This window comes from Streptomyces bullii (assembly GCF_042657145.1).
Classification (GTDB): domain Bacteria; phylum Actinomycetota; class Actinomycetes; order Streptomycetales; family Streptomycetaceae; genus Streptomyces; species Streptomyces bullii.
The window spans coordinates 186049-211067 of the sequence record NZ_JBHSNY010000005.1; the positions used below are offsets into that span (position 1 = coordinate 186049).

General features: G+C 71.1%; 22 protein-coding genes and 2 tRNA genes. 8 read left to right on the forward strand and 16 right to left on the reverse strand.

Translation table 11 applies throughout. The features are described from left to right. Positions 1 to 81 precede the first annotated feature (81 nt). A complete protein-coding gene (locus ACFPZJ_RS15525; RefSeq protein ID WP_381021566.1) occupies positions 82 to 1044 on the forward strand; it encodes a helix-turn-helix domain-containing protein in 963 nt (320 codons plus the stop codon). Positions 1045 to 1047: 3 nt separating this feature from the next. On the opposite strand, the gene ACFPZJ_RS15530 is transcribed toward ACFPZJ_RS15525, so the two are convergent. From ACFPZJ_RS15530 to ACFPZJ_RS15575, 10 genes are all read right to left on the reverse strand, one after another. Further along, a complete protein-coding gene (locus ACFPZJ_RS15530) occupies positions 1048 to 2418 on the reverse strand; it encodes a bifunctional albaflavenone monooxygenase/terpene synthase (RefSeq protein ID WP_381021568.1) in 1371 nt (456 codons plus the stop codon). Continuing rightward, positions 2415 to 3500, reverse strand: coding sequence for an epi-isozizaene synthase (cyc1, locus tag ACFPZJ_RS15535; RefSeq protein WP_381021570.1), 1086 nt, complete (start codon positions 3498 to 3500; stop codon positions 2415 to 2417). The genes ACFPZJ_RS15530 and cyc1 overlap by 4 nt, the downstream gene beginning before the upstream one ends. 280 nt (positions 3501 to 3780) lie before the next feature. After that, on the reverse strand, positions 3781 to 4431 hold the full coding sequence (gene def / locus ACFPZJ_RS15540; RefSeq protein ID WP_381021572.1) for a peptide deformylase: 651 nt from the start codon (positions 4429 to 4431) through the stop codon (positions 3781 to 3783). A 154-nt stretch (positions 4432 to 4585) separates the two neighbouring features. Continuing rightward, positions 4586 to 5566 (reverse strand): tetratricopeptide repeat protein, encoded by a 981-nt coding sequence (locus tag ACFPZJ_RS15545; protein WP_381021574.1) that lies wholly within the window; start codon positions 5564 to 5566, stop codon positions 4586 to 4588. A 136-nt stretch (positions 5567 to 5702) separates the two neighbouring features. After that, positions 5703 to 7010 carry an HD-GYP domain-containing protein gene (locus tag ACFPZJ_RS15550; protein ID WP_381021575.1) on the reverse strand — a complete coding sequence of 436 codons (1308 nt, stop codon included), beginning with the start codon at positions 7008 to 7010 and terminating at the stop codon, positions 5703 to 5705. Beyond that, complete coding sequence (locus ACFPZJ_RS15555) at positions 7007 to 8338, reverse strand: HD-GYP domain-containing protein (RefSeq protein ID WP_381021576.1); 1332 nt, start codon at positions 8336 to 8338, stop codon at positions 7007 to 7009. Before ACFPZJ_RS15555 ends, ACFPZJ_RS15550 begins: the two co-directional genes overlap by 4 nt. 188 nt (positions 8339 to 8526) lie before the next feature. Then, positions 8527 to 8856 carry a mycothiol system anti-sigma-R factor gene (gene rsrA / locus ACFPZJ_RS15560; RefSeq protein ID WP_381021577.1) on the reverse strand — a complete coding sequence of 110 codons (330 nt, stop codon included), beginning with the start codon at positions 8854 to 8856 and terminating at the stop codon, positions 8527 to 8529. Then, entirely contained in the window at positions 8853 to 9539 is a 687-nt protein-coding gene (gene sigR / locus ACFPZJ_RS15565; protein ID WP_381022131.1) for an RNA polymerase sigma factor SigR, read from the reverse strand. Before sigR ends, rsrA begins: the two co-directional genes overlap by 4 nt. 275 nt (positions 9540 to 9814) lie before the next feature. Beyond that, entirely contained in the window at positions 9815 to 10447 is a 633-nt protein-coding gene (locus tag ACFPZJ_RS15570; RefSeq protein ID WP_381022132.1) for an alpha/beta hydrolase family protein, read from the reverse strand. Between the two features lie 10 nt (positions 10448 to 10457). Continuing rightward, on the reverse strand, positions 10458 to 11273 hold the full coding sequence (locus ACFPZJ_RS15575) for an SOS response-associated peptidase (RefSeq protein WP_381021579.1): 816 nt from the start codon (positions 11271 to 11273) through the stop codon (positions 10458 to 10460). Positions 11274 to 11375: 102 nt separating this feature from the next. Here ACFPZJ_RS15575 and ACFPZJ_RS15580 point away from each other — a divergent pair, with 102 nt between their 5' ends. From ACFPZJ_RS15580 to ACFPZJ_RS15595, 4 genes are all read left to right on the forward strand, one after another. Further along, the gene (locus tag ACFPZJ_RS15580; RefSeq protein WP_381021581.1) at positions 11376 to 12098 is read left to right on the forward strand and encodes a M50 family metallopeptidase; all 723 of its coding nucleotides are present in this window, start codon (positions 11376 to 11378) and stop codon (positions 12096 to 12098) included. A gap of 123 nt (positions 12099 to 12221) precedes the next feature. After that, the gene (aroA, locus tag ACFPZJ_RS15585; protein WP_381021583.1) at positions 12222 to 13538 is read left to right on the forward strand and encodes a 3-phosphoshikimate 1-carboxyvinyltransferase; all 1317 of its coding nucleotides are present in this window, start codon (positions 12222 to 12224) and stop codon (positions 13536 to 13538) included. Between the two features lie 17 nt (positions 13539 to 13555). Then, entirely contained in the window at positions 13556 to 14566 is a 1011-nt protein-coding gene (rsgA, locus tag ACFPZJ_RS15590) for a ribosome small subunit-dependent GTPase A (protein WP_381021585.1), read from the forward strand. 170 nt (positions 14567 to 14736) lie between these two features. After that, positions 14737 to 15060 (forward strand): DMT family transporter, encoded by a 324-nt coding sequence (locus tag ACFPZJ_RS15595; RefSeq protein ID WP_381021586.1) that lies wholly within the window; start codon positions 14737 to 14739, stop codon positions 15058 to 15060. A 5-nt stretch (positions 15061 to 15065) separates the two neighbouring features. Here the strand turns inward: ACFPZJ_RS15595 and ACFPZJ_RS15600 are convergent, their stop codons facing one another. Continuing rightward, positions 15066 to 15674 carry a TetR/AcrR family transcriptional regulator gene (locus tag ACFPZJ_RS15600; RefSeq protein ID WP_381021588.1) on the reverse strand — a complete coding sequence of 203 codons (609 nt, stop codon included), beginning with the start codon at positions 15672 to 15674 and terminating at the stop codon, positions 15066 to 15068. Between the two features lie 267 nt (positions 15675 to 15941). Here ACFPZJ_RS15600 and hisN point away from each other — a divergent pair, with 267 nt between their 5' ends. Further along, positions 15942 to 16742 (forward strand): histidinol-phosphatase, encoded by an 801-nt coding sequence (hisN, locus tag ACFPZJ_RS15605; RefSeq protein WP_381021590.1) that lies wholly within the window; start codon positions 15942 to 15944, stop codon positions 16740 to 16742. Positions 16743 to 16853: 111 nt separating this feature from the next. Next, the gene (locus tag ACFPZJ_RS15610; protein WP_381021591.1) at positions 16854 to 17246 is read left to right on the forward strand and encodes a CBS domain-containing protein; all 393 of its coding nucleotides are present in this window, start codon (positions 16854 to 16856) and stop codon (positions 17244 to 17246) included. Between the two features lie 70 nt (positions 17247 to 17316). Here ACFPZJ_RS15610 and ACFPZJ_RS15615 read toward each other — a convergent pair whose 3' ends face one another. Further along, positions 17317 to 18768 (reverse strand): catalase, encoded by a 1452-nt coding sequence (locus ACFPZJ_RS15615; protein ID WP_381021593.1) that lies wholly within the window; start codon positions 18766 to 18768, stop codon positions 17317 to 17319. Positions 18769 to 18911: 143 nt separating this feature from the next. On the opposite strand from ACFPZJ_RS15615, the gene ACFPZJ_RS15620 reads away from it, so the two are divergent. Beyond that, positions 18912 to 19328 carry a Fur family transcriptional regulator gene (locus ACFPZJ_RS15620; RefSeq protein ID WP_381021595.1) on the forward strand — a complete coding sequence of 139 codons (417 nt, stop codon included), beginning with the start codon at positions 18912 to 18914 and terminating at the stop codon, positions 19326 to 19328. A gap of 142 nt (positions 19329 to 19470) precedes the next feature. Here the strand turns inward: ACFPZJ_RS15620 and ACFPZJ_RS15625 are convergent. The 4 genes from ACFPZJ_RS15625 to ACFPZJ_RS15640 form a co-directional block, all read right to left on the reverse strand. Then, a tRNA-Met gene (locus ACFPZJ_RS15625) sits at positions 19471 to 19544 on the reverse strand. Between the two features lie 305 nt (positions 19545 to 19849). Beyond that, the gene (locus ACFPZJ_RS15630) at positions 19850 to 21667 is read right to left on the reverse strand and encodes a tetratricopeptide repeat protein (protein WP_381021597.1); all 1818 of its coding nucleotides are present in this window, start codon (positions 21665 to 21667) and stop codon (positions 19850 to 19852) included. Between the two features lie 207 nt (positions 21668 to 21874). After that, positions 21875 to 21948: transfer RNA gene (locus ACFPZJ_RS15635), tRNA-Met, on the reverse strand. Positions 21949 to 22003: 55 nt separating this feature from the next. Further along, positions 22004 to 24925, reverse strand: a complete 2922-nt coding sequence (locus ACFPZJ_RS15640; protein WP_381022133.1) for a UPF0182 family membrane protein — start codon at positions 24923 to 24925, stop codon at positions 22004 to 22006. Positions 24926 to 25019: the final 94 nt, after the last annotated feature.

The following is a 25019-nucleotide window of genomic DNA, read 5'->3' on the forward strand; positions in this document are numbered from 1 at the left end:
CGCGCCGTTCACTCCTTACCAACAGTGGCAGGACTGCCGCACACCCTCGAATTACTGCCATCGGTGGGGCACACTGGAGGCATGCTCCGGAACGTGGCCGCCGTCCTGCTCGACGGTGTGAACCCCTTCGAACTCGGTGTCGTGTGCGAGGTGTTCGGCACCGACCGCAGCGATGACGGCCTGCCGGTGTACGACTTCGCGGTCGCCTCCGCCGAGGGGCCCGCGCTGCGCAGCGACTCCGGCTTCTCGCTGCACGTCGAACACGGGCTGGAGCGTCTGGAGGCGGCCGACCTGATCGCCGTTCCGGCCGGGCGGCGCTACGAGAACCGGCCGTTCCCGCCGGAGCTGCTGGACGCCCTGCGCGGCGCGGTCGACCGCGGGGCCCGGGTGCTCAGCGTCTGCTCCGGCGTCTTCGTGCTCGCCGCGGCCGGTCTCCTCGACGGCCGGCGCTGCGCCGCCCACTGGCGGCACGCGGACGCCCTCGCCCGGCAGTACCCGCGCGTGTCCGTCCAACCGGACGTGCTGTACGTCGACGAGGACCCGGTGATCACCTCGGCGGGCACGGCCGCGGGGATCGACGCCTGCCTGCATCTGGTCCGCAAGGAGCAGGGCCCGGAGGTCGCCAACAAGATCGCCCGGCGGATGGTGGTGCCGCCGCACCGGGACGGCGGCCAGGCCCAGTACATCGAACGGCCGCTGCCGGCCTCCGAGGGCGACACCATCGGCGAGGTGCTGGCCTGGATGGAGCGGAACCTCGCCGAGGAGGTCACCGTGGAGCAGCTCGCCGCCCGCGCCCGCATGTCCCCGCGCACCTTCGCCCGCCGCTTCCACCAGGACACCGGCACCACGCCCTACCGCTGGATCCTGCGGCAGCGCGTGCTGCTGGCCCAGCACCTGCTGGAGGCGACGGACGAGACGGTGGACGCGATCGCGGGCCGAACAGGGTTCGGCACCGCGGCCGCACTGCGCCACCACTTCGTACGCGCGGTCGGCACCACCCCGAACGCCTACCGGCGCACGTTCAGGGGCCCGGAAGCCGCCTGAGGATCACCTCGACACCGGCGTGAGCAGCAGCCGGTGCGGACGGAGCGTGATGCCCACCCGCGTGGCCCCGTTGGAGCCGGGCGCCTCCTCGAAGCGGTACTTCGTGGCCACCGCCGCCGTGATCAGCGTCAGCTGCGCCATCGAGAAGTGGTCGCTCGGGCACTTCCGGTTGCCCACGCTGAACGGGTTCATGGCGTATTTCGGCACGTCCTCGGCGCGCTCCGGAAGCCACCGGTCCGGGTCGAACCGAAGGTGGTCGGCGTAGGACTTCGCATCCCGCTGGATCGCGTACGGGCTGTAGATGATGTCCGCCCCGGCCGGAATGCGATACCCGCCGAGTTCCGTGTCGGTCACCGCCCGCCGCGTCAGAATCCATACGGCGGGACGCAAACGCATCGTCTCTACGACGACATTGTTGGTGTGCGTGAGCTTGCGGACGTCGTCGAATGCCACCGGACGCCCACCGGTCATGGTCTGGACTTCCTCGCGCACCCGGTCCGCGTGTTCCGGGTGCTCGGCGAGTACCTGAAGCAGGGACATGATCGTGGAGGCGATGGTTTCGCTGCCGGGGGTGAGGATCGCGACGACCTGGTCGTGGATCTCCTGTTCGTCTATCGGGTTGCCATTGTCGTCCCTTGCCTCCAGCAACGCCGTCAGCAAATCGTCCGGCTTTTGACCAGACGCACGGCGCTCGGCGACGATCTCGTCGACCAGGAGATGCAAATCGGCCAGCGCCCGGTTGAATTCCCGGTTGGCCGGAAGCGGCAGCCTGTACAACGGGCCGAGCGGGACCACCATCCGCCGGTACATGCCCCGGAAGACGACGGCGAGCGCGTTGCACAACCGCTCCGCCCGCTCGTCCATGTACTCGCCGCGCAGCAGGCAGCGGGCCGCGACGCGCACGGCGACGCGGAACGACTCGGAGGTGCAGTCGATGGTCCGCCCCGGCTGCCAGCGCTCGGTCAGCGCGTGGGCCTCCTCCTCCATGATCGGGCCGTAGGCGGGGATGGCACCGAGCCGGAAGGCGGGCTGGATGGTGCGCCGCTGGCGGCGGTGCTGCGGGCCGTTGGCGGTGGCCACCCCCTTCTTGCCGAGCAGGCCTTCCAGGGACTCCCACAGCGGCCCGGCGATGATGTAGTCCGGGCTCAGGGCCACCGCGCCGGTGAGCTCGGGCGTGGTGGGCGCGTAGACGGTCTTCGGGCCCAGCCTGAGGCGTACGACGTCGCCGTGGTCCCTCAGCCGGGACATGAAGGCCAGCGGGTCGCGGGCCAGCTTCCAGCCGTGGCCGAGGCCGGGGACGCCACCGCCCGCGAACGGCGGCTCACTCAGCTCCGCGACCGCGGGGGCTTCGGGCTCGACCGACTCGACGGTCATTTCTCACCTGCCGCTTCGTTGTTGACGTACGGGGGCGTGGAGCGGTCGTCCCAGCTGTCGACCATGTACCGGCCGGACTCGTGGTGGAACCAGTAGACCGAGCTGAACCAGTTCCGCATATTGCCGACGCAGGCGCGTGCGGCGGCGCTCAGTTCCTTTCCGCGCACCGTGCCGTCGGCGAGGTCGTCGGCGAACTCCAAAGCGTCCTTCTCCACGACGAGGAATTCCGTGATGCATTCCTCGACGCGCCACCGGACTTCCCCGATCGCCTCTTCCAGGGTCAGTCCCTCATGGGTGATGAGACTGATGCCGAGATTGTGCACCTCGTCGCCCGCTATTTCCTTCGGCAGCGAGCAGAGGTCGTTGTACCAGGCGGCGAATTCCTGACTCAGCAGCGCCGCCCGACGATAGGCCGGGTGTTTCCGTACGGCGTCCGGGAGTTCACAGCCCGCGCTCGGTTCCAGCAGATCGGTCCAGATCCAGTGCGCGAAGGTGAGCCGGCGCAGTTCGAGATAGTCCTCGACGGTCGGGACGATGCCCTCGGTTCGGTTGTGGAATTCGCGGTCGTACGCCTCGATCACCGCGTGGAAGTGCCGCGCGAAGCGGGCGCTCCACGTCTGCGGCAGGAAGGCGTACAGCCGCAGCACGCTGTCCGCGAGCCCGGCGACCACGGGGTCCTCGTGGTGCAGGTGGTCCCGGGGGGAGTCGAGGGCCGTGTGCAGCCGGCCGCGCAGCCGCCGCCAGGCGGCCGGGCGGCCGTGGACGATGTCGCGGTCGTGCCGGTCGTCCCAGACGAAGAACCACGCGCTGTAGTCCGCTATCGCCTGGAGGACCTCGTCGGGCGCGCCGAGGTAGTAGCCCGCCATGAGGTCGGTGTAGCACAGGCCGTCGGCATATTCCTCCACCTTGTCCGCCGGCATGAGCCGTTTTTCCAGCAGCCACACCCGGGTCTTCTCCTGGAGCTTTGGCCAATACGGGTGGAGTTGCCGGGGAAACGCCGCTTCGATCACGGGGAGTGCGAGCGACGGTGGAACTGCGATCGTGGTCGGTGTCGATGTGGTGCCGTGTGACAAAGCATGCACGAACAAACCCCTCTCAGCCGCCAGTTGGCTCACGCCCCTTCCGCCGTGCCGGGCGTGCGCCGTTGCGTAGCCCCGCTCATCCCATTCAGCACCACAACTGACTGTCTGGGAACGGATTTGCCGCATTCACCACCCTGGGATGCCGAGAACCGCCCCTTGCATGACCGGATGTGGATCACGGGAGGAGCAGAAAGGATCGAACGTGCGACGGACAGACGAACGGCGCCCGGTCGGGAAGGGGCTCCTGACCAGACGCCGTCCGTGTGGGGGCCGTGAGACCTCAGTCGTTGGCGACCACGGGGTAGCGGGGCTCGTTCTCGGCCATCTGCCGCAGCGCGTCCTTGCGTTCCCGCTTGGAGAGCCGGTCGATGTAGAGGTAGCCGTACAGGTGGTCGGTCTCGTGCTGCAAACACCGTGCGAAGTAGCCGGTGCCGCGCACCTTGATCGGGTTGCCCTGCTCGTCCTGCCCGGTCACCTCGGCGTAGTCGGGCCGGGCGAGCGGCGCGTATGCGGTCGGCACCGACAGGCAGCCCTCGTTGCTGTCGTCCAGCCGGCGCTTGTCGGCGGGCAGTTCGACGAGCTTGGGGTTGCAGACCACGCCGACGTGCCGGACGCCCTCGTCATCCGGGCAGTCGTAGACGAAGACCTTCAGGTCGACGCCGATCTGGTTGGCGGCCAGGCCCACGCCCTCAGCGGTGCGCTGGCTGGCGAACATGTCCGCCACGAGCTGCTGGAGCTCCTCGCCGAAGTCGGTGACGTCCTTGCACTCCCGGTGCAGCACCGGGTTCCCGACCACCGTGATCGGCCGCGAGGTGCCCCGCTCCCGCCAGGCCGTCTCGCGCTCCTCGCAGTCCTCCGTGTCGATGACGTACCCCTCGTCGTCGACGGGGAGCACGCCCGCGTGCTGCTGATCGGTGTCCTGCTGAGCCATGACCGACGTATGCCTTCCTAGAAAACAGGGGGGTGTGGTGCTGATACAGGGTACGGCGACAGCGCCCCGCCGGGGGCCGGGGACCGTGTCTGACATGCGGCTCGGCCACGCGGGCGCGACCGGCCCACGACGACCCCGGGGCGCAGCGACGACCTCAGCACACCTCTTCGAGATCCCGCCAGTCCCGGGTGTCCGGACTGTCGGCGACCCACCCGTCCAGCAACCCCCGGACGAGCGACGCCGGGGCGGCGATGCCGCACTCCCGCTCCGGAACCCACAACTGCCCGTCCGTCCGGTGCCCCAGCGGCCCCGGGTGCCCCGGCTCGCTGTGATCGTGAGGGTCGAGATGGTCCCCGTCCCCCTCGTCGGACGGCATCCGTGACTCCGAGCACATCCGGCACAGCAACCGCACCGACGACGACCAGTCCTCCGCGGCGAACCCGGCGTCGGCGGCAAGCTGCTCCAGCGCGTCCCGGTCGGCCTCGCTCGCGGCCTCCAGCAGGACGACCCAGGTCGGCACGGGCGAGGGCGCCCACAGCTCGATCTCGTCGAAGACGGGATAGGTGTGCCCGGCGGCCGTGGTGCGCTCCCCGTGGGGCACCCCGTCGTGCAGGACGACCTCGCCCCAGCGCCGCCCGGAGGACGGCAGCGGAATCGACAGCACCTCGATGCGGGCGGGGTCCAGCCGCCGCCCCCACACCACCTCGGCCTCCCCTTCCGGGGACAGCCGCACGGCCGCGCTGCCGAGGTCCATGCCGACCGGCTCGCCGGACTCGGTCGCGCTCCCGGGCACCCGCAGCCCGTAGGCCTGCCAGGCCCGCCGGGCCAGCGGCCAGTCCTGCAGGGCGGTCGCGGCGATGCCGACGTTCCACCAGTCGGGCGCCCCGGTGTCCCGGTCGAGCAGCGCCACGGCCCTGAGGCCCGCCGCCCGCGCCTGCTCCCAGTCGTGCCGGAACTTGTGCAGCAGCGCCAGGTTGAACCAGGACTCCGACAGCCAGGGCTCCAGATCGGCGGCCCGCGTCAGCAGCGCGCCCGCGTCCTCGTACCGGCCGTCGCCGATCAGCGTGAACGCACGGTCTGTGGCCTGCCGCCAGGAGGCGGAGGGCCGGTGCCGTCCCTTGCCGAAGATCCTCACGATTCCCGCCTGCCAGTTCCGTGCGGTGGGCTGGCCTTGCCTGTGTCTGAGCCCCCGGACACCTTCTCCTTCGCATCCAACCATGTACGGCCGGAAGGGCGCTCATTACCCATGGGTTACCCCGCCACGGGCAGGGTCAGACAGCCCGACCGTCTCCTCCCGCCCCCCTCAACCGGGGCTCCCAGTACCTGAACGCCTGGGGGTACCCCCAGCGCGTCACTCCTCTGTTCCGCGCCAGTACCCGGGCCAGCGATTCGACCACCTCGGGCGCGAACTCCCCACCGGTGGCCAGCCGCAGCTCCTCCAGCGCCTTCAGCGGCCCGCCGGGGCCGCCGTCCCGGGCCTTCTCCTCGTACGCGTTGACGGCCCGCACGATGCGTGCCGCCAGCGGCTGCTCCCCGTACGGGTCGGCCTGCCGCTCCACCACGACCGCCACCCGGGGGTCCACCCCGGTCTGCCGGACGACCGCGCCGCCGAGCAGCGCGATCCGCCGCTGCTCCGCCTCCGGCAGGGCGGCGGTGGCTCCCGCGGGCACCGGGTCGACGAGGCTCAACTGCCCGATGTCGTGCATGAGGGCGGCGTACTCCAGCACGGTCAGCTCGGGCTCGGTCAGTCCCAGGTCCCGCCCGACGGCCTGACTGAGGGCGGCGACGCGCCGGGCGTGCCCGCACGGCGTGTAGCCGGCGATCTCGGTGGCCCTGGCCAGGGAGGCGATGGTCTGCCGGTAGGTGGCGCGGACGGCGGCGTACCGGCGGAAGGACAGCTGGGCGAGGAGCAGGGGCACGCAGAAGACGGGCAGTGCCCAGAGCCCCACGACGGCGACCGCGAGCGCCATCACGGCCCCCGTCGCGATGACGGCCGTCCCGATGCCGGGCACGGCCCGCAACTCGTCCCGCAGCACCGGCACGAAGGGCCACCCGGTGCGGGCGTGGGCCAGCGCGGCGGCCAGCACGGCGTCGCACAGCGCGGTCAGGGTCAGCAGCGCGAGCAGCAGCAGGGCGTAGGCCGGGCCGACCCAGTCGGCGATCAGGCCCCGGTTGTACAGGGGCTGGAAGCACACGGCGACGAAGCCGACGGTGAGCACCCGGCGCGCCAGGTGGTCCAGGGTGGGCCCCTGCCCGCGCGCGATGTGCGGCACGCTGCCGAGCAGCGAGGCGGTGAGCACCACGGTGACGACCTGGGCGACACCGTGCCGCGTCGGCTGACCGGCGTCGGCGCCGAGCAGCGCGTACGACAGGGCCCCGGCCGCCGCGAGCGGCGCGGCCTCCCTGAGCCGCGCGCCGTTCCACCGCGTGCCCTCGCCGGCGGCCACGAGCACGCCGAAGGCGAGGGCGGCGCCGCGGCCCTCGAGGCCGGTCCACAGGGTCACGGCGAGGGAGCCGACGGCGAGGAGGCCGGCGCAGGTGTGGACGAGGCCGAGGAGGAGGGGCCGGTGCGCGTTCACCGGCGCGCTCCGGGCCGGCTGGAGACGGGCGGGCCGGGCGGGGGGACACGGGGCGCGTGGGCGTCGTCGGCCGTGACCGCCGGACGCCAGCCGTACCGGCCCAGCGCGCGCACCAGGGCCGCGACCATCACCGGATCGAAGTGGCTGCCGGCGCACCGCTGGAGTTCCTCCAGGGCCACCTCGACCGGCCGGGCCCTGCTGTAGCACCGGGTGGACGTCATCGCGTCGAAGGCGTCCGCGACGGCGACCACCCGCGCCGACTCGGGAATCTGACGGCCGACGAGGCCGTAGGGGTATCCGCTCCCGTCCAGCCGCTCGTGGTGGTGCAGCACCGCCGCCCGGGCCTCACCCAGGAAGGAGATCCCCCGGACCATCTCGTGCCCGTACTCGGGGTGCAGCTCGATGACCCGGCGTTCCTCGGGGGTCAGCGGGCCGTCCTTGGTGAGCAGGCGGGTGGGCACGCCCAGCTTGCCCACGTCGTGCAGGATCCCGGCGAACCGGATCACCTCGACGCGCTCGTCGTCCATGCCGAGCTCGCGCGCGATCATCAACGACGCCTGTCCGACGCGCTCGCTGTGCCCGCGCGTGTAGCCGTCCTTGATGTCGACGGCCTGCACGAGGGCCCGGATGGTCGCCTGGTGGGCGGCCCGCTCCCGGTGGTACTGCGCGAACGCCCACCAGGACACGCACATCGGCAGCAGGACGAGCAGCGCGGCGACGGGCCCGTACGGGCTGCGCCACAGCACGGCCATCATCAGCCCGGCGAGCCCGTGCACGGCGATCGGCGCGAGGGAGCGCGGTAACAGGCCCCGCCAGGCGCGCCGCACCGGCACCCGCTCGGCCGCCGCCAGGATGCCGCCGTCCAGGAGCGTGAGCACCAGGCAGAACGCCAGTACGGCGGCCCCGGCTGGCCCGAGCGCGTAGGGCACATCGCCCGCCACGACCGCGTCGCGTCCGCCGAGCGCCCCGTGCACCCGGGCCGCGGCCCACACGCCCAGGACGAGCTGGGCGGCACGCCAGACCCGGCGCAGCAGGAAGGGCCGCTGCTCGACGTGTGCCAGCAGCGCCCCCGGCAACGCGACGAGCGCGGCGGCGGGGGCCGGCAGCAGGAAGGCCCCGGCGAGCAGCACGGGGTAGAAGGCGCCGGCCGGGTGGGAGATCCCGACGCACCGCGACCGGGCGAGGCGCTCGCAGCCGGCGTAGAGCACGGCCAGCAGCGCCACGGCCCACCAGCGCGTGCGGACCGTCGGCAGCGGCAGCAGACAGAACAGGGCGGCGACGGCGACACAGACGACGTAGGTTCGGGCCCGTGCCGGTACCGCCTCCATGAGCCCCTCCCCGACCGTGCCTGCCGATGCGACCTGCCTGTCAGGCTCGGGAGCCTAGGGCGGCCGCGGGGGGCTTCGCGCGGCGATGACCCGGGGATTAGCACGTTCGAGTGACGACTTCCGGCCAGGAACGAGGACGGACGAGGACTGACCGTTCCTGGGCCGGGTAGAGGGGACGTGCCGGAGTGTCAGGACTCCTGGGGCGAGGCGGGCGCCGCCGGTGGCGCGGGCGCGGTCGCGACGTCCTGGTCGGGCACGGCCTGGCCGGAGCGGATCAGCTCGATCCGTCCCATGACCTTGGCCCGCAGGTCGCCCGGCACGTCGTCATGCCCGCAGCACCGCTTGACCAGCTTCTTCACGGCCTGTTCCAGACCGTACTTCTCCAGGCACGGCGAGCATTCCTCGAAGTGGTGCTCGAACTTCACGCAGTCGGCATCCGGCATCTCACGGTCCAGGAACTCGTAGAGATGATCGAGGATTTCGCTGCAATCCGTCTCGTGCGGCTCACCGCAGCTCATGACCCCGAGCCTTTCGCTTCGTTCGACTCTCCGGCGCCGGCCGGGACCAGTCCGCGCTCGCGGGCGTAGTCCTCGAGCATGCCGCGCAGTTGACGGCGGCCCCGGTGCAGCCGGGACATCACCGTACCGATGGGTGTGCCCATGATGTCGGCGATCTCCTTGTAGGCAAAGCCCTCGACGTCCGCGAGATACACGGCGATGCGGAACTCCTCGGGGATCGCCTGGAGCGCTTCCTTCACGTCCGAGTCGGGCAGGTGGTCGAGCGCCTGCGACTCCGCTGAGCGCAGACCGGTCGACATGTGCGACTCGGCACGGGCCAGCTGCCAGTCCTCGATCTCCTCGGCCGCGCTGCGCTGCGGTTCGCGCTGCTTCTTGCGGTACGAGTTGATGAAGGTGTTGGTGAGGATCCGGTACAGCCACGCCTTGAGGTTGGTGCCCTCACGGAACTGGTGGAAGGACGCGTACGCCTTGGCGTACGTCTCCTGCACCAGGTCCTCGGCATCGGCCGGGTTGCGCGTCATGCGCAGCGCCGCCGAGTACATCTGGTCGAGGAACTCGAGCGCGTCCCGTTCGAAGCGCGCACTGCGCTCGGCGGTCGTCTCCGCGCCCGTGCTGCCCTGGCCCTCGGGCTGCTCCGCCTGGCCGTGTTCGGTCCCTGCGTCGGTACCGGGAACCGGACCCACCTCCTCAAGAATCTCCGCGGGGCCGAAACCGGTCCCACCCGAATCGGAGGATAGACGACGTTCCGTCCCGCCCGCCGCCCGAACAGGGGCGGTCTTCGCCGCGTGCAGCACCGTCCACTCCAGGTCGGCGCGGCTGCTGCGGCTCGGGCAGAAGGTCGAACCCATGCGGCGGACTTCCTCTCCTACGACGTCGCTGCTGGTGGTCGGCGGGGTAGCCGGCCGCCGGCACGTACGTCCGCCACAACAGCGGGGGGTGCCCCGGCATTCCCGAAGCTTTACCCGAGCGATCCCGTCCACCGGACGACCGCGTCGGTGATCACCGTCAGGGCCTCGTCCTGGGTGGTCCCCGCCCGCTTGGGGACGGCGAAGCCGTGGTCGCCGTACGGCACCTCGACCAGCTCGTAGGTGCCTGCGGGGAACTCCTCCGGCTTGCCGAACGGGTCGTTGCCGCCCTGGACGACGAGGGTGGGCACACCGGCCCCGAGCAGCTCGTCGGCGCGGGACTTCTCCGGCTTGCCCGGCGGGTGCAGCGGGAAGCTCAGGGCGAGGACGGCGGCCGCCTTCAGTTCGCTCGCCGTGCGACAGGCCACCCGGGCGCCCTCGCTGCGCCCGCCCGAGATCACCGGCAGCCCCGTACCGGCGAGTGCGGGCCACACGCCGCGCCAGCCGACGTCCAGCGTCTTCGGCGCCGGGGCGACCTTCCTGCCCGCCACGCGCCAGGGCTGCTCGACGAGGGCCACGGTCACGCCGTGGCCGGGCAGGACGGCGGCGAGGGCCCGCAGGTCACGGGCCTCGATGCCGCCGCCGGCGCCGTGGCTCACGGCCAGCACGAGCCGGGCCTTCGTCGTCGCCGGGTGCCAGGTGACGCGGGCCGTCCCGGCGTCCGTCTCGATGGTCTCGGTGGTCACGTCCGTCACATCAAAAGAGTGTGCCCTCTTCCGGGGCAGCCAGCTCCTTCAGCAGCTCCGGACCGTTGTTGCGCACGTTGCTCACGGCTGTGGACACCGGGTACGCCCGCATCAGCCCGGGCGGCGGCGGCGCCAGCAGCCCGCGCAGCTCGTCGGGGTCCGTACGGGACGGGTCGAGCCAGGCGTCCCAGCGGTCGGGCGTGAGCATCAGCGGCATCCGGGGGTGGATGTCGGCCAGCGAGGCCGGGCCCTCGGCGGGGGCCACCGCCAGCGGGGTCGTCTCCGCCTCGGTCGTGATCACCGAGCAGGTCACCCACCAGGCCTGCGGATGGTCGTCCGGCAGGGTCCTGTCCCGCCAGAACTCGTACAGCCCGGCCATCGCGAACACCGACCCGTCGGCCGGCAGCACGAAGTACGGCTGCTTGCGCGGCCGCTTCCTCCTGCCCTCGACCTCCAGGTCACGCTCCTGCTGCCCGGTGACCCACTCGTAGTAGCCGTCGGCGGGGATGATGCAGCGCCGGGCGGCGAAGGCGCGGCGGAACGACGGCTTCTCGTGGACGGTCTCGGCGCGCGCGTTGATCATCCGGGCCCCGCCGTCGGGGGTCTTGGCCCAGGACGGGACCAGCCCCCACTTCAGCCGGCGCAGCTGCCGAACCGGACGCGGGTCGTCCGCGTCTTTCAGAGGGCGGTCGAGGACGGCGTGGACCTCCTTGGTGGGCGCCACGTTGTAGTCGGGCTCCAGGGTCTCTTCCGTCTCCCACTTCTCGATCTCAAAGATTCCTGCGAGATCCTCTGGCCCACGACTGGCCGCATACCGTCCGCACATGCGTGCCACACTGCCAGGCCCACCCGTCACCCGACCACCACCCCTCATCGACGGCGCTTCGCGCCGACTCCACCGATCGACCACAGGGAGCCATCGCAGCACATGGACAGCACCGCATCCGCCTCGCTCGCCGCCCTCTGGGACGAGGTCTCCGGCACGCAGCCCGACCCCGATCTGTGGGTGGTGATCGCAACCCTGGTCGCCGCGCTCGCCGTGGTCGTCCCGCACGGCCTGTGGCGGATCTCGCGCAACGCGATCACCATCGCCCACGAGGGCGGCCACGGGCTGGTGGCACTGCTCACCGGCCGCACCCTCACGGGCATACGGCTGCACTCGGACACCAGCGGCCTGACCGTCAGCCGCGGCAAGCCGTACGGCATCGGCATGATCCTCACGGCGGCGGCCGGCTACACCGCGCCGCCGCTGCTGGGACTGGGCGGCGCGGCCCTGCTGGGCGCGGGCCGCATCACGCTGCTGCTGTGGGTGGCGACGGCGCTGCTGGTCGCGATGCTGGTGATGATCCGCAACGCGTACGGGGCGCTGACCGTGTTCCTGACCGGCGGCACGTTCGTGGTGGTGTCCTGGCTGACCGGGCCCCAGGTGCAGGCGGCGTTCGCGTACGCGGTGGTGTGGTTCCTGCTGCTGGGCGGGGTGCGCCCGGCGTTCGAGTTGCAGGCCAAGCGGGCGCGCGGAGGCGCCGGGGACTCGGACGCGGACCAGTTGTCGCGGCTGACGCACGTGCCGGCGGGGCTGTGGCTGTTCCTGTTCCACGCGGTGTCGCTGTGCTCGCTGATCGGTGGCGGCAGGTGGCTGCTGGAGGTGTGACGCACCTCGAAGGGGCGTGGTCACCGGGGCGTGGGGCCGGGTCGAGGTGCGGCCCACCGCGTGGGCGCGACCGGCCCCGACGGCGCCGCACCCGAGCCACCGCCTCCTTATAAAGTGGGGCCCATGGCCCCGAACAACGCACACACCGCCCTCTGGCCCGCCCCGCACGCGAGCGGAGCCGTCGACGCGACGGTCCACGTGCCCGGGTCCAAGTCGGTCACCAACCGCGCCCTCGTGCTCGCGGCCCTCGCCTCCGAGCCGGGCTGGCTGCGTCGCCCCCTGCGCTCCCGCGACACGCTGCTGATGGCCGGCGCCCTGCGCGCCATGGGCGTGGAGATCGAGGAAGGCGTCGGCCCGGACGGCACGGGCGAGGCGTGGCGTGTGCTTCCCACGGGCCTGCGCGGCCCGGCCACGGTCGACGTCGGCAACGCCGGCACGGTGATGCGTTTCCTGCCGCCGGTCGCCACGCTCGCCGACGGCCCCATCCGCTTCGACGGCGACCCGAGGTCGTACGAGCGCCCGCTGAACGGGGTCATCGACGCGCTGCGCCGGCTCGGCGCCCGCATCGACGACGACGGCCGTGGCGCGCTGCCGATGACCGTGCACGGCGGCGGCGCCCTGGACGGCGGCACGGTGTCGATCGACGCCTCGTCGTCCTCCCAGTTCGTCAGCGCCCTGCTGCTGTCCGGCCCGCGCTTCAACCAGGGCGTCGAGGTCCGCCACACCGGCGCGACGCTGCCCTCCATGCCGCACATCCGCATGACCGTCGACATGCTGCGCGCGGTCGGTGCCCAGGTGGACACGCCCGAGTCCGGTGGTGAGCCCGACGTCTGGCGGGTCACCCCGGGTGCCTTGCTGGGCCGGGACCTGGTCGTCGAGCCGGACCTGTCCAACGCCCAGCCGTTCCTGGCGGCGGCGCTGGTGACCGGCGGCAAGGTCGTCGTCCCGGACTGGCCGGCCCGCACCACCCAGCCCGGTGACCGGCTGCGCGAGATCTTCACCGAGATGGGCGGCTCCTGCGAACTGACCGACTACGGCCTCGTGTTCACCGGTTCGGGGGCGATCCACGGCATCGACGTGGATCTCGGCGAGGTCGGCGAGCTGACGCCGGGCATCGCGGCGGTCGCCGCCCTGGCCGACTCCCCGTCGACCCTGCGCGGGGTGGCGCACCTGCGGCTGCACGAGACGGACCGCCTGGCCGCGCTCACCAAGGAGATCAACGAGCTCGGCGGTGACGTCACCGAGACCGCCGACGGCCTGCACATCCGCCCGCGCCGCCTGCACGGCGGGATCTTCCACACCTACGAGGACCACCGCATGGCCACGGCCGGCGCGATCATCGGCCTCGCGGTCGAGGGCGTGCAGATCGAGAACGTGGCGACGACCGCGAAGACCCTGCCGGACTTCCCCGAGCTGTGGACCGGGATGCTCGGGGCGTAGGACGCGGGGAACAGGTCATGCGCCGCTACGGCAAGCACACCGACGAGGACGACATCCGCACCCGCCCGGGCCGCAGGAACACCCGGCCGCGGACGAACATCCGGCCCAAGCACGAGGACGCGGCCGAGGGCATGGTCCTCACCGTGGACCGGGGCCGTCTGACCTGCCTGGTCGAGGACCGGATCGTGCTGGCGATGAAGGCCCGCGAACTGGGCCGCAAGGCGGCGGTGGTGGGCGACCGGGTCGCGCTCGTCGGCGACCTGTCCGGGAAGAAGGACACCCTCGCGAGGATCGTCCGCATCGAGGAACGCACGTCCGTCCTGCGCCGCACCGCGGACGACGACGACCCGTACGAGCGCGTGGTCGTCGCCAACGCCGACCAGCTGGCCGTCGTCACGGCACTCGCCGACCCGGAGCCCCGCCCGCGGCTGATCGACCGCTGCCTGGTCGCGGCGTACGACGGCGGCCTGAACCCGCTGCTGGTGCTGACCAAGTCGGACCTCGCCCCGCCCGACAAACTGCTGGAGCTGTACGGCGACCTGGACATCCCCTACGTCGTCACCAGCCGCGAGGAACTGGAGAACGGCGACGCGGCGGACCGGGTGCGCGCGCACCTGGACGGCAAGGTCACGGCGTTCGTGGGCCACTCCGGCGTCGGCAAGACGACGCTCGTGAACGCCCTCGTGCCGCAGGAGCGCCGGCGTACGACGGGACATGTGAACGCCGTGACCGGCCGCGGCCGCCACACCACGACCTCGGCGCTGGCGCTGCCGCTGGCAGGCGCGGACGGCTGGGTGATCGACACCCCGGGCGTGCGCTCCTTCGGGCTGCACCACGTCGATCCGTCCCGCGTCATCCACGCCTTCCCCGACCTGGAACCGGGCACGGAGGGCTGTCCGCGCGCGTGCAGCCACGACGAGCCGGACTGCGCGCTGGACGCGTGGGTGGCCGAGGGGCACGCGGACCCGGCACGGCTGTACTCGCTGCGCCGACTGCTGGCGACGCGGGACCGCAAGGAAGGCGACTGACCGCCCGTGGCAGAAAGGCGCCTGACCTTCCCGTCTCGGGAAGGCGCCTGACCTCCGCGTTGTTTGTCATGGTGTGCGGACGGTAAGTGCATAATCGCACCAAGCCCGAGCCAAGCACGAGCAAAGCATGACGAAGCGGTCACACAGCGTGGGACAACGGGAGGACACACATGGCGTGGCTGCTGGTCATCGTGGCCGGGTTGCTCGAGACCGGCTTCGCCGTCTGTCTGAAGCTGTCGCACGGCTTCACCCGTCTGTGGCCCACGATCGCGTTCTGCGTCTTCGCCATCGGCAGCTTCGGTCTGCTGACGCTGTCACTGAAGAAACTCGACGTGGGTCCCGCGTACGCGGTGTGGACCGGCATCGGGGCGGCGGGCACGGCGATCTACGGCATGGTGTTCCTCGGTGACCTGGTGTCGACGCTGAAGATCGTCTCGATCAGCCTGGTGATCATCGGCGTGATCGGCTTGCAGCTGTCGGGCTCGGCCCACTGACCCCGTCAGACGGGCTGCCGGTACAGGGCGCTGCGCACCAGCTCGGCGACGCCGCCCTCGCCCGGTGGCGCGGCCACGCAGGACAGGGCGAGACGGACGGCCAGTTCGCAGGAGCGGGCCAGGTCGGCGGTGTCCGACCGGGACGTGCCGGCCCCGGACAGCACGGCCACGGCACGGTCGCGGACGAGGGTGACGAAGTCGCCCGGAGACGGCAGGGGGCCGTCGGCCCGGCGCTGGGCCGGTACGGCGGAGGAGGACGGCACCGCCCTCAGCGTCGGGGAGGGCAGGCGCTCGCTCCAGCAGCCGGTGAGCATGGCGCGGACCAGGTCGTTCTCACGGGCCGCTGAGGTCAGCCACTCGGCGGTCGCGGTCAGCCGCTCCCGGGCGTCGCTGTGCCCGGCGAGGGCCCGGTCGACACCGGCGAGACACCCGTCCGCCTCCCTGCGGACCAGCGCCCGGGCGAGCCCCTCTTTGCTCCCGAACTCGTTGTACAGCGTCTGCCGGGAAACTCCGGCCGCCGCGGCCACGTCCACCATCCGCACGGCTGACCACGGCCGGCGCGCCAGCGCCGTGAAGGCGGCGTCCAGTAGGGATTCCCGCGCTGCAGGCATCATCGCCTCCCCTTGGGGCGAGCGGCTCTGCGCCCAGGTTTGACGCGCCCGGAGGCACTGTCAAGGGTCCGCGAGGGAGGTACCCGCGGGGGCGGCGGACGTGGGCGCGGAGGCATCCCGTCGCGCCGGGCCGCGCACCCGCCCGCCCGAGTACGACCGCAGGGCGCCCCGCGCCGCGCCCGGTCGTGCTCCCCCACTCCCGCACTCCGCCCGCCCTCCCCCCGAACCCCCGGTAGCCCCGCCTCAGCCCCGGCAGATACCGTTCATCACATGCCCGACTACCTCGATGACCTGCGTCTCGCCCACGTCCTCGCGGACGCCGCCGACGCCGCGACGACGGATCGGTTCAAGGCCCTCGACCTCAAGGTCGAGACCAAACCGGACATGACGCCGGTGAGCGAAGCGGACAAGGCGGCGGAGGAACTCATCCGCGGCCAGCTCCAACGCGCCCGCCCCCGCGACGCGGTCCTCGGCGAGGAGTACGGCGTCGAGGGCACCGGCCCCCGCCGCTGGGTGATCGACCCGATCGACGGCACCAAGAACTACGTGCGCGGCGTCCCCGTCTGGGCCACTCTCATCTCCCTGATGGAGGCCGGCGAGGGCGGCTTTCAGCCCGTCGTCGGAGTCGTCTCCGCGCCCGCGCTCGGCCGCCGCTGGTGGGCGGCGAAGGGCCACGGCGCCTTCAGCGGCCGCAGCCTGACGAAGGCGACCCGTCTGCAGGTCTCCCGCGTCTCGAAGCTCTCCGACGCCTCCTTCGCGTACTCCTCGCTCAGCGGCTGGGAGGAGCAGGGCCGGCTGGACGGCTTCCTCGACCTCACCCGCGAGGTGTGGCGCACGCGCGCGTACGGCGACTTCTGGCCGTACATGATGGTCGCCGAGGGCTCCGTCGACCTGTGCGCCGAGCCGGAGTTGTCCCTGTGGGACATGGCCGCGAACGCCATCATCGTCACGGAGGCGGGCGGTACCTTCACCGGCCTCGACGGCCGCCCCGGCCCTCACAGCGGCAACGCGGCCGCCTCGAACGGCCTGCTGCACGACGAGTTGCTCGGTTTCCTCAACCAGCGCTACTGAGCGCCCTCTTGTTGACCCCCTCTTTACCTGCCACTCTGGGGGTCCCCCCACTTGTGAACTTGTGAAGCAATGAACAAAAGGCGGGGACACTCCAGGAGGTGGCTCCATTCCATGCTTGTTCGCGACGCCATGAGCACGGTCGTCCTCACCATCGGCCCCGACCACACCCTCCGCCAGGCCGCCGCACTGATGTCCGCCCGCCGGGTGGGCGCGGCCGTGGTTCTCGATCCGGATGCCGGCGGCATCGGCATCCTCACCGAACGCGACATCCTCAACTCCGTCGGCCTGGGCCAGGATCCGGACGCCGAACGCGCACACAACCACACCACCACCGACGTCGTGTTCGCCGCCCCGGCCTGGACCCTGGAGGAGGCGGCCCACACCATGGCGCACGGCGGCTTCCGCCATCTCATCGTCCTGGACCGCGACGAGCCTGCCGGCATCGTCTCGGTCCGCGACATCATCCGCTGCTGGGCGCCCGTACGACAGCGCGTACCGGCCTGAGCACGCCGGTGGGCCGGATCCCCGAGGGAATCCGGCCCACAGTCCACGGCAAGCGGTCCAGTGCTGGTGATCAGCCGCGGAGGGCCTGGACCGCGGCCTCCAGCCGCTTGCCGAAGTCGTCGTCGGCCTGACGGAAGTTGTTGATCGCCCGGTCGACGATGTCCTCGCGCGAGACCTGCGAGAGGGAGCCCGCGAGGTTGCCGATCAGGCGCTCCTTCTCGTCCTCCGTCATGAGCCGGTACAGGTTGCCCGCCTGGACGAAGTCGTTGTCCTCGGCGTGCACCGGCGCCTCGTGGTTGCCCGTGCTTCCGGTGACCGGGACCGGCTGCCACAGCGGGCGGTTGGTCTGGAACGGCCCGCCGAAGCTGTTCGGCTCGTAGTTCTTCGCCCCCTTGTGGCGGCCGTCGTACAGGAAGCCGTCACGGGAGTGGGTACGCGCCTCGGTGGCGTGCGGGCGGTTCACCGGCAACTGGTCGGCGTTGATGCCGACCCGGTAGCGGTGGGCGTCGCCGTACGCGAAGAGGCGGCCCTGGAGCATCTTGTCGGGCGAGGGGCCGATGCCGGGGACGAAGTGGGCCGGGCTGAAGATCGACTGCTCGACCTCGGCGAAGACGTTCTCCGGGTTGCGGTTGAGCTCCAGCTTGCCGATCTCGATCGGCGGGTAGTCCGCGTGCGGCCACACCTTGGTGAGGTCGAACGGGTTGAAGCGGTACGTCGCCGCGTCCGCCGCCGGCATGATCTGCACCTGCACGGTCCAGGTCGGGTACGCGCCGCGCTCGATGGCCTCGCGCAGGTCGCGCTGGTGGGAGTCGGGGTCCTCACCGGCCAGCCTGTTGGCCTCCTCCTGCGTGAGGTTCTTGATCCCCTGGTCGGTCTTGAAGTGGTACTTGACCCAGAAGACCTCGCCGGCCTCGTTGTTCCACTGGAAGGTGTGCGAGCCGAAGCCGTCCATGTGGCGGTACGAGGCGGGAATGCCGCGGTCGCCGAACAGCCAGGTCACCTGGTGGGTCGACTCCGGGGACAGGGACCAGAAGTCCCAGACGTTGTCCGGCTCCTGGCTGCCCGTGTACGGGTCGCGCTTCTGGGTGTGGATGAAGTCCGGGAACTTGATGGCGTCCTTGATGAAGAACACCGGGGTGTTGTTGCCGACGAGGTCGTAGTTGCCCTCCTCGGTGTAGAACTTCAGCGCCCAGCCGCGCGGGTCGCGGACGGCGTCCGCCGCCCCCAGGCTGCCGGCCACCGTCGAGAAGCGCAGGAAGACCTCGGTCTGCTTGCCGACCTCGGAGAGGAACTTCGCCCGCGTGTACCGCGTGACGTCGGCGGTGACCGTGAAGGTGCCGTAGGCGCCCGCACCGCGGGCGTGCACCACACGCTCCGGGATGCGCTCCCGGTTGAAGTGGGCCAGCTTCTCCAGAAGGAGCTGGTCCTGGACGAGCACCGGGCCGCCGACGCCCGCCGTCTCGCTGTTCTGGTTGTCGGCCACCGGAGCACCGGCCTCCGTGGTGAGCGGCCCCTGCGTCACGTGCGCCTCCTGCGTCACTCTGTCTTCCTCTGTTACTTAACTAAAGTCAGGCTCGATCCTACATTGGACTTAGTCCAAGTCAAGTAGTGCTCCAAAGTCACACCTGTTCGGGATCTGGTCCTCTTGCTGTTAAGCTGGGCTGCATGAGCGACCTTCTGGAACGGCTGCGCGGACGCGGATGGCGGATGACCGCGCAGCGGCGCGTTGTGGCCGAGGTCCTCGACGGCGAACACGTCCATATGACGGCCGACGAGGTCCACGCCCGGGCTGTCGCCAAGCTGCCCGAGATCTCCCGGGCGACCGTCTACAACACACTGGGCGAGCTGGTCTCGCTCGGTGAGGTGATCGAGGTCACCACCGACAAGCGCGCCAAGCGGTACGACCCCAACGCCCACCGCCCGCACCACCACCTGGTCTGCGCGCAGTGCGGCGCGATCCGCGACGTCCACCCGCAGGGCAACCCGCTGGCCGACCTCCCCGACACCGAGCGCTTCGGCTTCACGGTCTCGGACGTCGAGGTCACGTACCGCGGCCTGTGCCCCAACTGCGCGAAGGCGTAAGACTTTTCGGAATCCGGAAAGCCCCGGCACCTGTGTGGTGCCGGGGCTTTTTCGTTGCGTACGCCGAACCGGGTCGGCGGACCAGTGACCGCGAACACACCGAGGGCCGGAGCCCTTTCGGACTCCGGCCCTCGATCTTCAGTAGCGGGGACAGGATTTGAACCTGCGACCTCTGGGTTATGAGCCCAGCGAGCTACCGAGCTGCTCCACCCCGCGTCGGTGAATGCAACGTTACGTCAAGACCGCGGACAGAAGCAAATCGCTTGTCCCGGGGTCTCAGCCGCGGCGCCGGGCGGCGGGCCGTCCGCAGAAACCGGGAGTCGGGCGGGGTGGACGGCACCTCGGTTCCGGGCCGCGCGAGCGGCCCGCCTCGGGCCGGCACGCCCGTCCAGCAGCTGCGCAGGGCTTCGATCACACGTCGGGCACCGATCAGCGCCGGCCCGCACCACCCGCCGACCGAGGGCACCGTCAGACGCACACAGCACCGAAGGCCGCACGGCCCCGTCTCACGCACGGCATCGTCAGGCCGACAGTTCCTGCCGCAACGCGTCACGGAGCCTCGCCGCACGCTCCGTCACCGACGCCGGTCCCAGCTCCACCGCCCGGTCGGCCCACCGCTGCCCCTCGGCCAGCTCTCCCTGACGCGCGTAGACGAGGGCCAGCCGCAGCGCCGCCCGCCCGTGCCCCGCCTCGGCCGCCCGTGTCCACCACACGACCGCCTCGGGCTCACTGCCCTCCCGGGCCAGCAGCAGCCCGAGATTGAACGCGCCGTTGCGGGAGCCGGCGTCGGCCGCCTCCCGGTACCACCGAGCCGCCTCGACCACGTCGCCGCGGGCTGCGGCGAGCATCCCCACCCGCACCTGGGCCCGCCGGTGTCCCTGGGAGGCCGCCCGCTCGTACCACTCCTCGCACTCGCTGCGCTGGTGCACGGGCTCCCCCAGCTCATGGGTGGGCTCCGGCGGCCGCCGGGCGTCCAGCAGCGTCGCCAGCCGGAACGCGGCCTCCGCGCTGCCGCCCCCCGCAGCGCAGCGCAGGTACCGTTCCGCCTCCTGCTCCTCACCGTCCCGCAGCCGCGCGATCCCTACCTGCAGCGCGGCCTCCGTGTGCCCGGCGGCAGCGGCACGCTCGTACCACCGCAGGGCGGCCTCCTCCTCGCCCCGTCCGGCGTACAGGATGCCGAGGTTGAAGGCGGCGTCCACGCTGCCTGCCTCCGCGGCCTTGGAGAACCACGGCTCCGCGCCCGTCTCGTCCCCGCCCCGCAGCAGCAGGATCGCGAGCGCGTTCGCCGCCTCCCGGTGTCCGGCGTACGCGGCCCGCCGGTACCACTGCTCGGCCTGCGCGGTGCGTCCCTGCTCGGCGCAGAGGAGCCCCAGGTTGTACGCGCCGTTCACGTCGCCCGCGTCCATCGCGGCCCGGTACCACCGCTCGGCCGTCTGGGTCTCGCCCCGCTCGGCGTGCAGCGCACCCAGGGCGTTGGCCGCGTTGCCGTCGCCCTCCTGGGCGGCGCGCAGCCACCACACGGCGGCGTTCTCGGTGTCGCCCGCGTCGCGCAGCAGGAAGCCGAGCGCGCAGGCGGCCCGCATCTCGCCGTCCTTGGCGGACGTCAGGTACCAGCGCCCCGCCTCCTTGAGCTCGCCGCGCTTCTCCAGGATCGCTCCCAGGTGCAGCGCGGCCCGCCGGTGCCCGCGCGCGGCGGCCTGCCGGTACCACTGCTCGGCCTCTTCGAGGAGAGGGACACCGTTGTCACCGTCGGAGTGCCGCACCGCTCTCCGGTCGAGCGCTCTCGCCAGCCGGTACGCCGCCTCCCGGTGGCCGCGCTCGGCGGCAGCTCTCATCCACTGCTCGGCCCCGGCGTCACCGCGGTGTTCCAGCAGGTCGGCGAGTGCGTACGCGCCGAGGACATGGCCCTGTTCGGCGGACTGGCGCAGCCAGTACTCGGCGGCGGGCTCGTCGCCGCGTTCGCGGTGGTGCCGGCCGAGCGCGTGCGCGGCCGCAGCGGATCCGGCGACGGCGGCGATCCGCCACCATCCGGCGGCCTCGTCGGCGTAGCCGCGCTGGTGCAGCAGGACTCCGAGGTTGTTGGCGGCGGCACGGTCGCCCGCGCCGGTGGCGGCACGCAGGTGGGGTTCGGCTCCGTCGAGATCTCCCCGGCGCAGCAGCATGGCGCCGAGGACGCTCATCGCCTCGACGTCACCGGCTTCGGCGGCGAGCCGCTGGCGCAGCTCCTCGGCCGCCTCGTCAGCGATCTCTCCGGCTTCGTCCGGAGTGTCCTCCAGGCTGGAAGGCTGCACAAAACGCCCTGTCTCGAACAGAGTTGCCTTGTCCCCCATAACGTCCATCGTCGCACCACCTGCAACCTGGGTACACCTCGTATACCGCAGCCAGTGAGGTCACTTCAGCGTTTTGTCGACATGCCCACAGAGAGACAAGTCAAACACAGATCTGCCCAACTCCCCCTGGCGGCACGGCCGCGAACCGTGTCAGTACATGCGTTCACACATCACGAAGGCCCGGATTCCTTGTGGAATCCGGGCCTTCGCCTTCAGTAGCGGGGACAGGATTTGAACCTGCGACCTCTGGGTTATGAGCCCAGCGAGCTACCGAGCTGCTCCACCCCGCGCCGTTGCGTGCACAACCGTATCACGGCGCGGGCGGGCCACTTGAACAGGTGTGCCCTAGCCGCTCGGACTGGGGCTGGGACTGGGGCTGCTGCCCCCGCCGCCCTGGTTCCGGTCGTCCCGCGACTGTGCCTCCTCGGCCCGCTGGAGCGCTTCCTCCAGGTCCTTCTGCGCCCGGCCGTACGCCTCCCAGTCGTTCTCCTTCAGGGCTTCCTGGCCGGCGTCGAAGGCTTTCTGGGCGTCGTTCAGCGCCTCCTGGACCGTGGGGTTGTCGGACGTCGGCGGCGGCGTGGGACTCTCGTCCTCGCCCGGCGGCTCGGCCGGCGGTGTCTGTCCCTCGGCTCCGAAGATCTTGTTGAAGGCCTCCTCCAGCGTGTTCTCGAAGGCGGTCTCGCCTCCGTAGGTCACCAGCACCTTCCGCAGCAGCGGGTACTTGAGTCCACCACCGCGTACGTAGACCGGCTCGACGTACAGCAGTCCGCCGTCGAGCGGCACCGTCAGCAGGTTGCCGTACTCCACCTCCGAGTCGCCGCCTCTCAGCAGCCTGATGGACTCGGCGATGTCCTCCTGGGAGTTGAACTGGCTCTGGACCTGTTTGGGTCCGTTGACCGTGGTGTTGGTCGGCAGTTTCAGGATTCTGATCGTGCCGTAGTCGGGAGTGCCTGCTTCGGCGTCGACCGCCATGAAGGCACTGAGGTTGTCCCGGCCGTTGGGCGTGAAGGTCGTCGTCAGCGAGAACGCCTGTTCCTTCTGGTCGGGCATCCGCATGCTCAGGTAGTACGGCGGCACCGCGTTGCCCGCCCGGTTGGTCGGGTCGTCCGGCACCTGCCAGACCTCGCTGCCGCTGAGGAACGTCGTCGCGTCCCTCACGTGGTAGCGGGTGAGCAGCTCGCGCTGGACCTTGAACAGGTCCTGCGGGTAGCGCAGATGCGCCATCAGGTCGCCGGAGATCTTCGACTTCGGCTCCACCGTGCCGGGGAACGCCTTCATCCAGGTCTTCAGGACCGGGTCCTTGGTGTCCCACTGAAAGAGCTTGACCTCGCCGGTGTACGCGTCGACCGTCGCCTTCACCGAGTTGCGGATGTAGTTGACCTGGTTCTGCTGGGCCACCACCGCCCGGTTGTCGTTGGTCGCGGTCAGCGAGTCGGCCGTCGTGTCGCCGAGGGTCGTGCGCGAGGAGTACGGGTAGCCGTTCGTCGTCGTGTACGCGTCGACGATCCACTGGATACGGCCGCCGACGACCGCCGGGTAGGCGTCGCCGTCGATGGTCAGCCACGGGGCGACCGCCTCGACGCGCTCCTTCGGCGTGCGGTTGTACAGGATCCGCGAACCGTCGCCGATGGCGCCGGAGTACAGGATCTGCGGCTCGCCGAAGGCCGCCGCGTACGCGGCACGGTTGACCGGGTTGGAGAGGTTGACCCCGCTGTCGCCCTTGTAGCTGGTGGTCTTCTCACCGCTGTCGTCGGAGTAGTCGATCTCCTTCTGGGGACCGCCGACGATCGAGTAGGTGGTGGTCTTCTCGCCGTAGTAGACCCGCTGCTCGTACGTCCCGAGGTCGCCCTCGGAGGGCAGGTCCGACTCGGTGAAGACCGGGCGGCCCTGGGCGTCGGCGCTGGTGCCCTCGGCGGCCACCACGCCGTAGCCGTGGGTGTAGCGGAAGTGGTTGTTGATCCAGTTCTTCTTCGGGATGCCCGCCAGGTTCAGCTCGCGCAGGCCGATGACCGTGTCCTGCTCCTTGCCGTCCTTGGCGTAGCGGTCCACGTCCAGGTTGTTCGGGAACGCGTAGTAGTTCCTGATCTGCTGGAGCTGCTGGAACGTCGGCGAGACGATGTTCGGGTCCATGATCCGGATGCTCGCCGTGCTGTCGGCGTCGTCGCGCAGCGTGGACTTGTCCTTGGTCGTGCTCGTGCCCGAATACTCGGTGACCTTGGCCCCGTCGATGCCGTACGCCTCACGGGTCGCCTTGAGGTTCTTCGCGACGTACGGCGCTTCCTTGGCCTGCTCGTTCGGCTGGACCTGGAACTTCTGGACGATCGCCGGGTACAGGCCGCCGATGAGGATCGCGGAGAGCACCATCAGGCCGAAGCCGATCACGGGCAGCTGCCATGTGCGCCGCCACAGGGTGGCGAAGAACAGCAGCGCGCAGATCACCGCGATGCAGAACAGGATGGTCTTGGCCGGCAGGTAGGCGTTGGCGTCCACGTACCTCAGGCCGGTCCAGTTGTCGGTCGCCTTGAAGTCGCTGGACTTGACCGCCAGTCCGTACCGGTCGAGCCAGTACGCGACCGCCTTCAGAGCAACGAAGATCCCGATGAGCACCGACAGGTGGCCGGTGGCCGCGGCCGTGGCGCGCGCGCCCGGGCTGGTGATGCGCAGCCCGCCGTACAGATAGTGGGTGAGCGCGGCGGCGATCACGGACAGGATCGCGGCGGCGAAGCCGAAGCCGAGCAGGAACCGGTACCAGGGCAGGTCGAAGGCGTAGAACGCGACGTCGAGCTGGAACTGCGGGTCCTTCTGACCGAAGGGCACGCCGTTGACCCACATCAGCCAGGTCCGCCACTGGCCGGAGGCGGAGGCGCCGGCGATCAGGCCCACCAGGGAGGTGATCCCGAGCAGCAGCCACTTCTTGTAGGGCGCGATGCCCATCCGGTAGCGGTCGAGGTTCTGCTGCTCCATCGACATGGCGCTCAGCGGCGGTCGCAGCCGGTGCGCCAGCCAGATGTTGAAGCCGACGGCCAGGGCCATCAGCAGCCCGAAGACGAAGAACAACCCGATCTTCGTCCACAGGGTGGTGGTGAAGACCGACGAGTACTTCACCGACCGGTACCAGAGCCAGTCCGTCCAGAAGCCCGCGAACATGGTGAACGCCATGCCGAGGACGGCCAGGACGCCCAGTGTCATGAGCAGGGTCCGGACACGCCGGGACGGGCGGCCCACTCTGATCCGTGGCCCCGTCGGGCCTCCGCCGCGGTCCGGCATCTGGAAAGCCAAGGTGCGCACCTCGAAGTTCGCTGTCGATTCGTCAGGCCCGCGTGTTCGTGGACCCTCCGTGGCCCCCGGTGATCGTGGGCCC

Excerpts from the sequence above, each read along its gene's own strand:
- hisN (WP_381021590.1), top strand. The coding sequence starts at position 15,942 with ATGCCCGACTACCTCGATGACCTGCGTCTCGCCCACGTCCTCGCGGAC.
- ACFPZJ_RS15630 (WP_381021597.1), bottom strand. The coding sequence starts at position 21,667 with ATGGACGTTATGGGGGACAAGGCAACTCTGTTCGAGACAGGGCGTTTT.
- ACFPZJ_RS15575 (WP_381021579.1), bottom strand. The coding sequence starts at position 11,273 with ATGTGCGGACGGTATGCGGCCAGTCGTGGGCCAGAGGATCTCGCAGGA.
- def (WP_381021572.1), bottom strand. The coding sequence starts at position 4,431 with ATGGCTCAGCAGGACACCGATCAGCAGCACGCGGGCGTGCTCCCCGTC.
- rsgA (WP_381021585.1), top strand. The coding sequence starts at position 13,556 with ATGCGCCGCTACGGCAAGCACACCGACGAGGACGACATCCGCACCCGC.
- ACFPZJ_RS15530 (WP_381021568.1), bottom strand. The coding sequence starts at position 2,418 with ATGACCGTCGAGTCGGTCGAGCCCGAAGCCCCCGCGGTCGCGGAGCTG.
- ACFPZJ_RS15640 (WP_381022133.1), bottom strand. The coding sequence starts at position 24,925 with ATGCCGGACCGCGGCGGAGGCCCGACGGGGCCACGGATCAGAGTGGGC.
- ACFPZJ_RS15610 (WP_381021591.1), top strand. The coding sequence starts at position 16,854 with ATGCTTGTTCGCGACGCCATGAGCACGGTCGTCCTCACCATCGGCCCC.
- aroA (WP_381021583.1), top strand. The coding sequence starts at position 12,222 with ATGGCCCCGAACAACGCACACACCGCCCTCTGGCCCGCCCCGCACGCG.
- ACFPZJ_RS15620 (WP_381021595.1), top strand. The coding sequence starts at position 18,912 with ATGAGCGACCTTCTGGAACGGCTGCGCGGACGCGGATGGCGGATGACC.
- ACFPZJ_RS15580 (WP_381021581.1), top strand. The coding sequence starts at position 11,376 with ATGGACAGCACCGCATCCGCCTCGCTCGCCGCCCTCTGGGACGAGGTC.
- ACFPZJ_RS15525 (WP_381021566.1), top strand. The coding sequence starts at position 82 with ATGCTCCGGAACGTGGCCGCCGTCCTGCTCGACGGTGTGAACCCCTTC.
- ACFPZJ_RS15555 (WP_381021576.1), bottom strand. The coding sequence starts at position 8,338 with ATGGAGGCGGTACCGGCACGGGCCCGAACCTACGTCGTCTGTGTCGCC.
- ACFPZJ_RS15595 (WP_381021586.1), top strand. The coding sequence starts at position 14,737 with ATGGCGTGGCTGCTGGTCATCGTGGCCGGGTTGCTCGAGACCGGCTTC.
- rsrA (WP_381021577.1), bottom strand. The coding sequence starts at position 8,856 with ATGAGCTGCGGTGAGCCGCACGAGACGGATTGCAGCGAAATCCTCGAT.
- ACFPZJ_RS15600 (WP_381021588.1), bottom strand. The coding sequence starts at position 15,674 with ATGATGCCTGCAGCGCGGGAATCCCTACTGGACGCCGCCTTCACGGCG.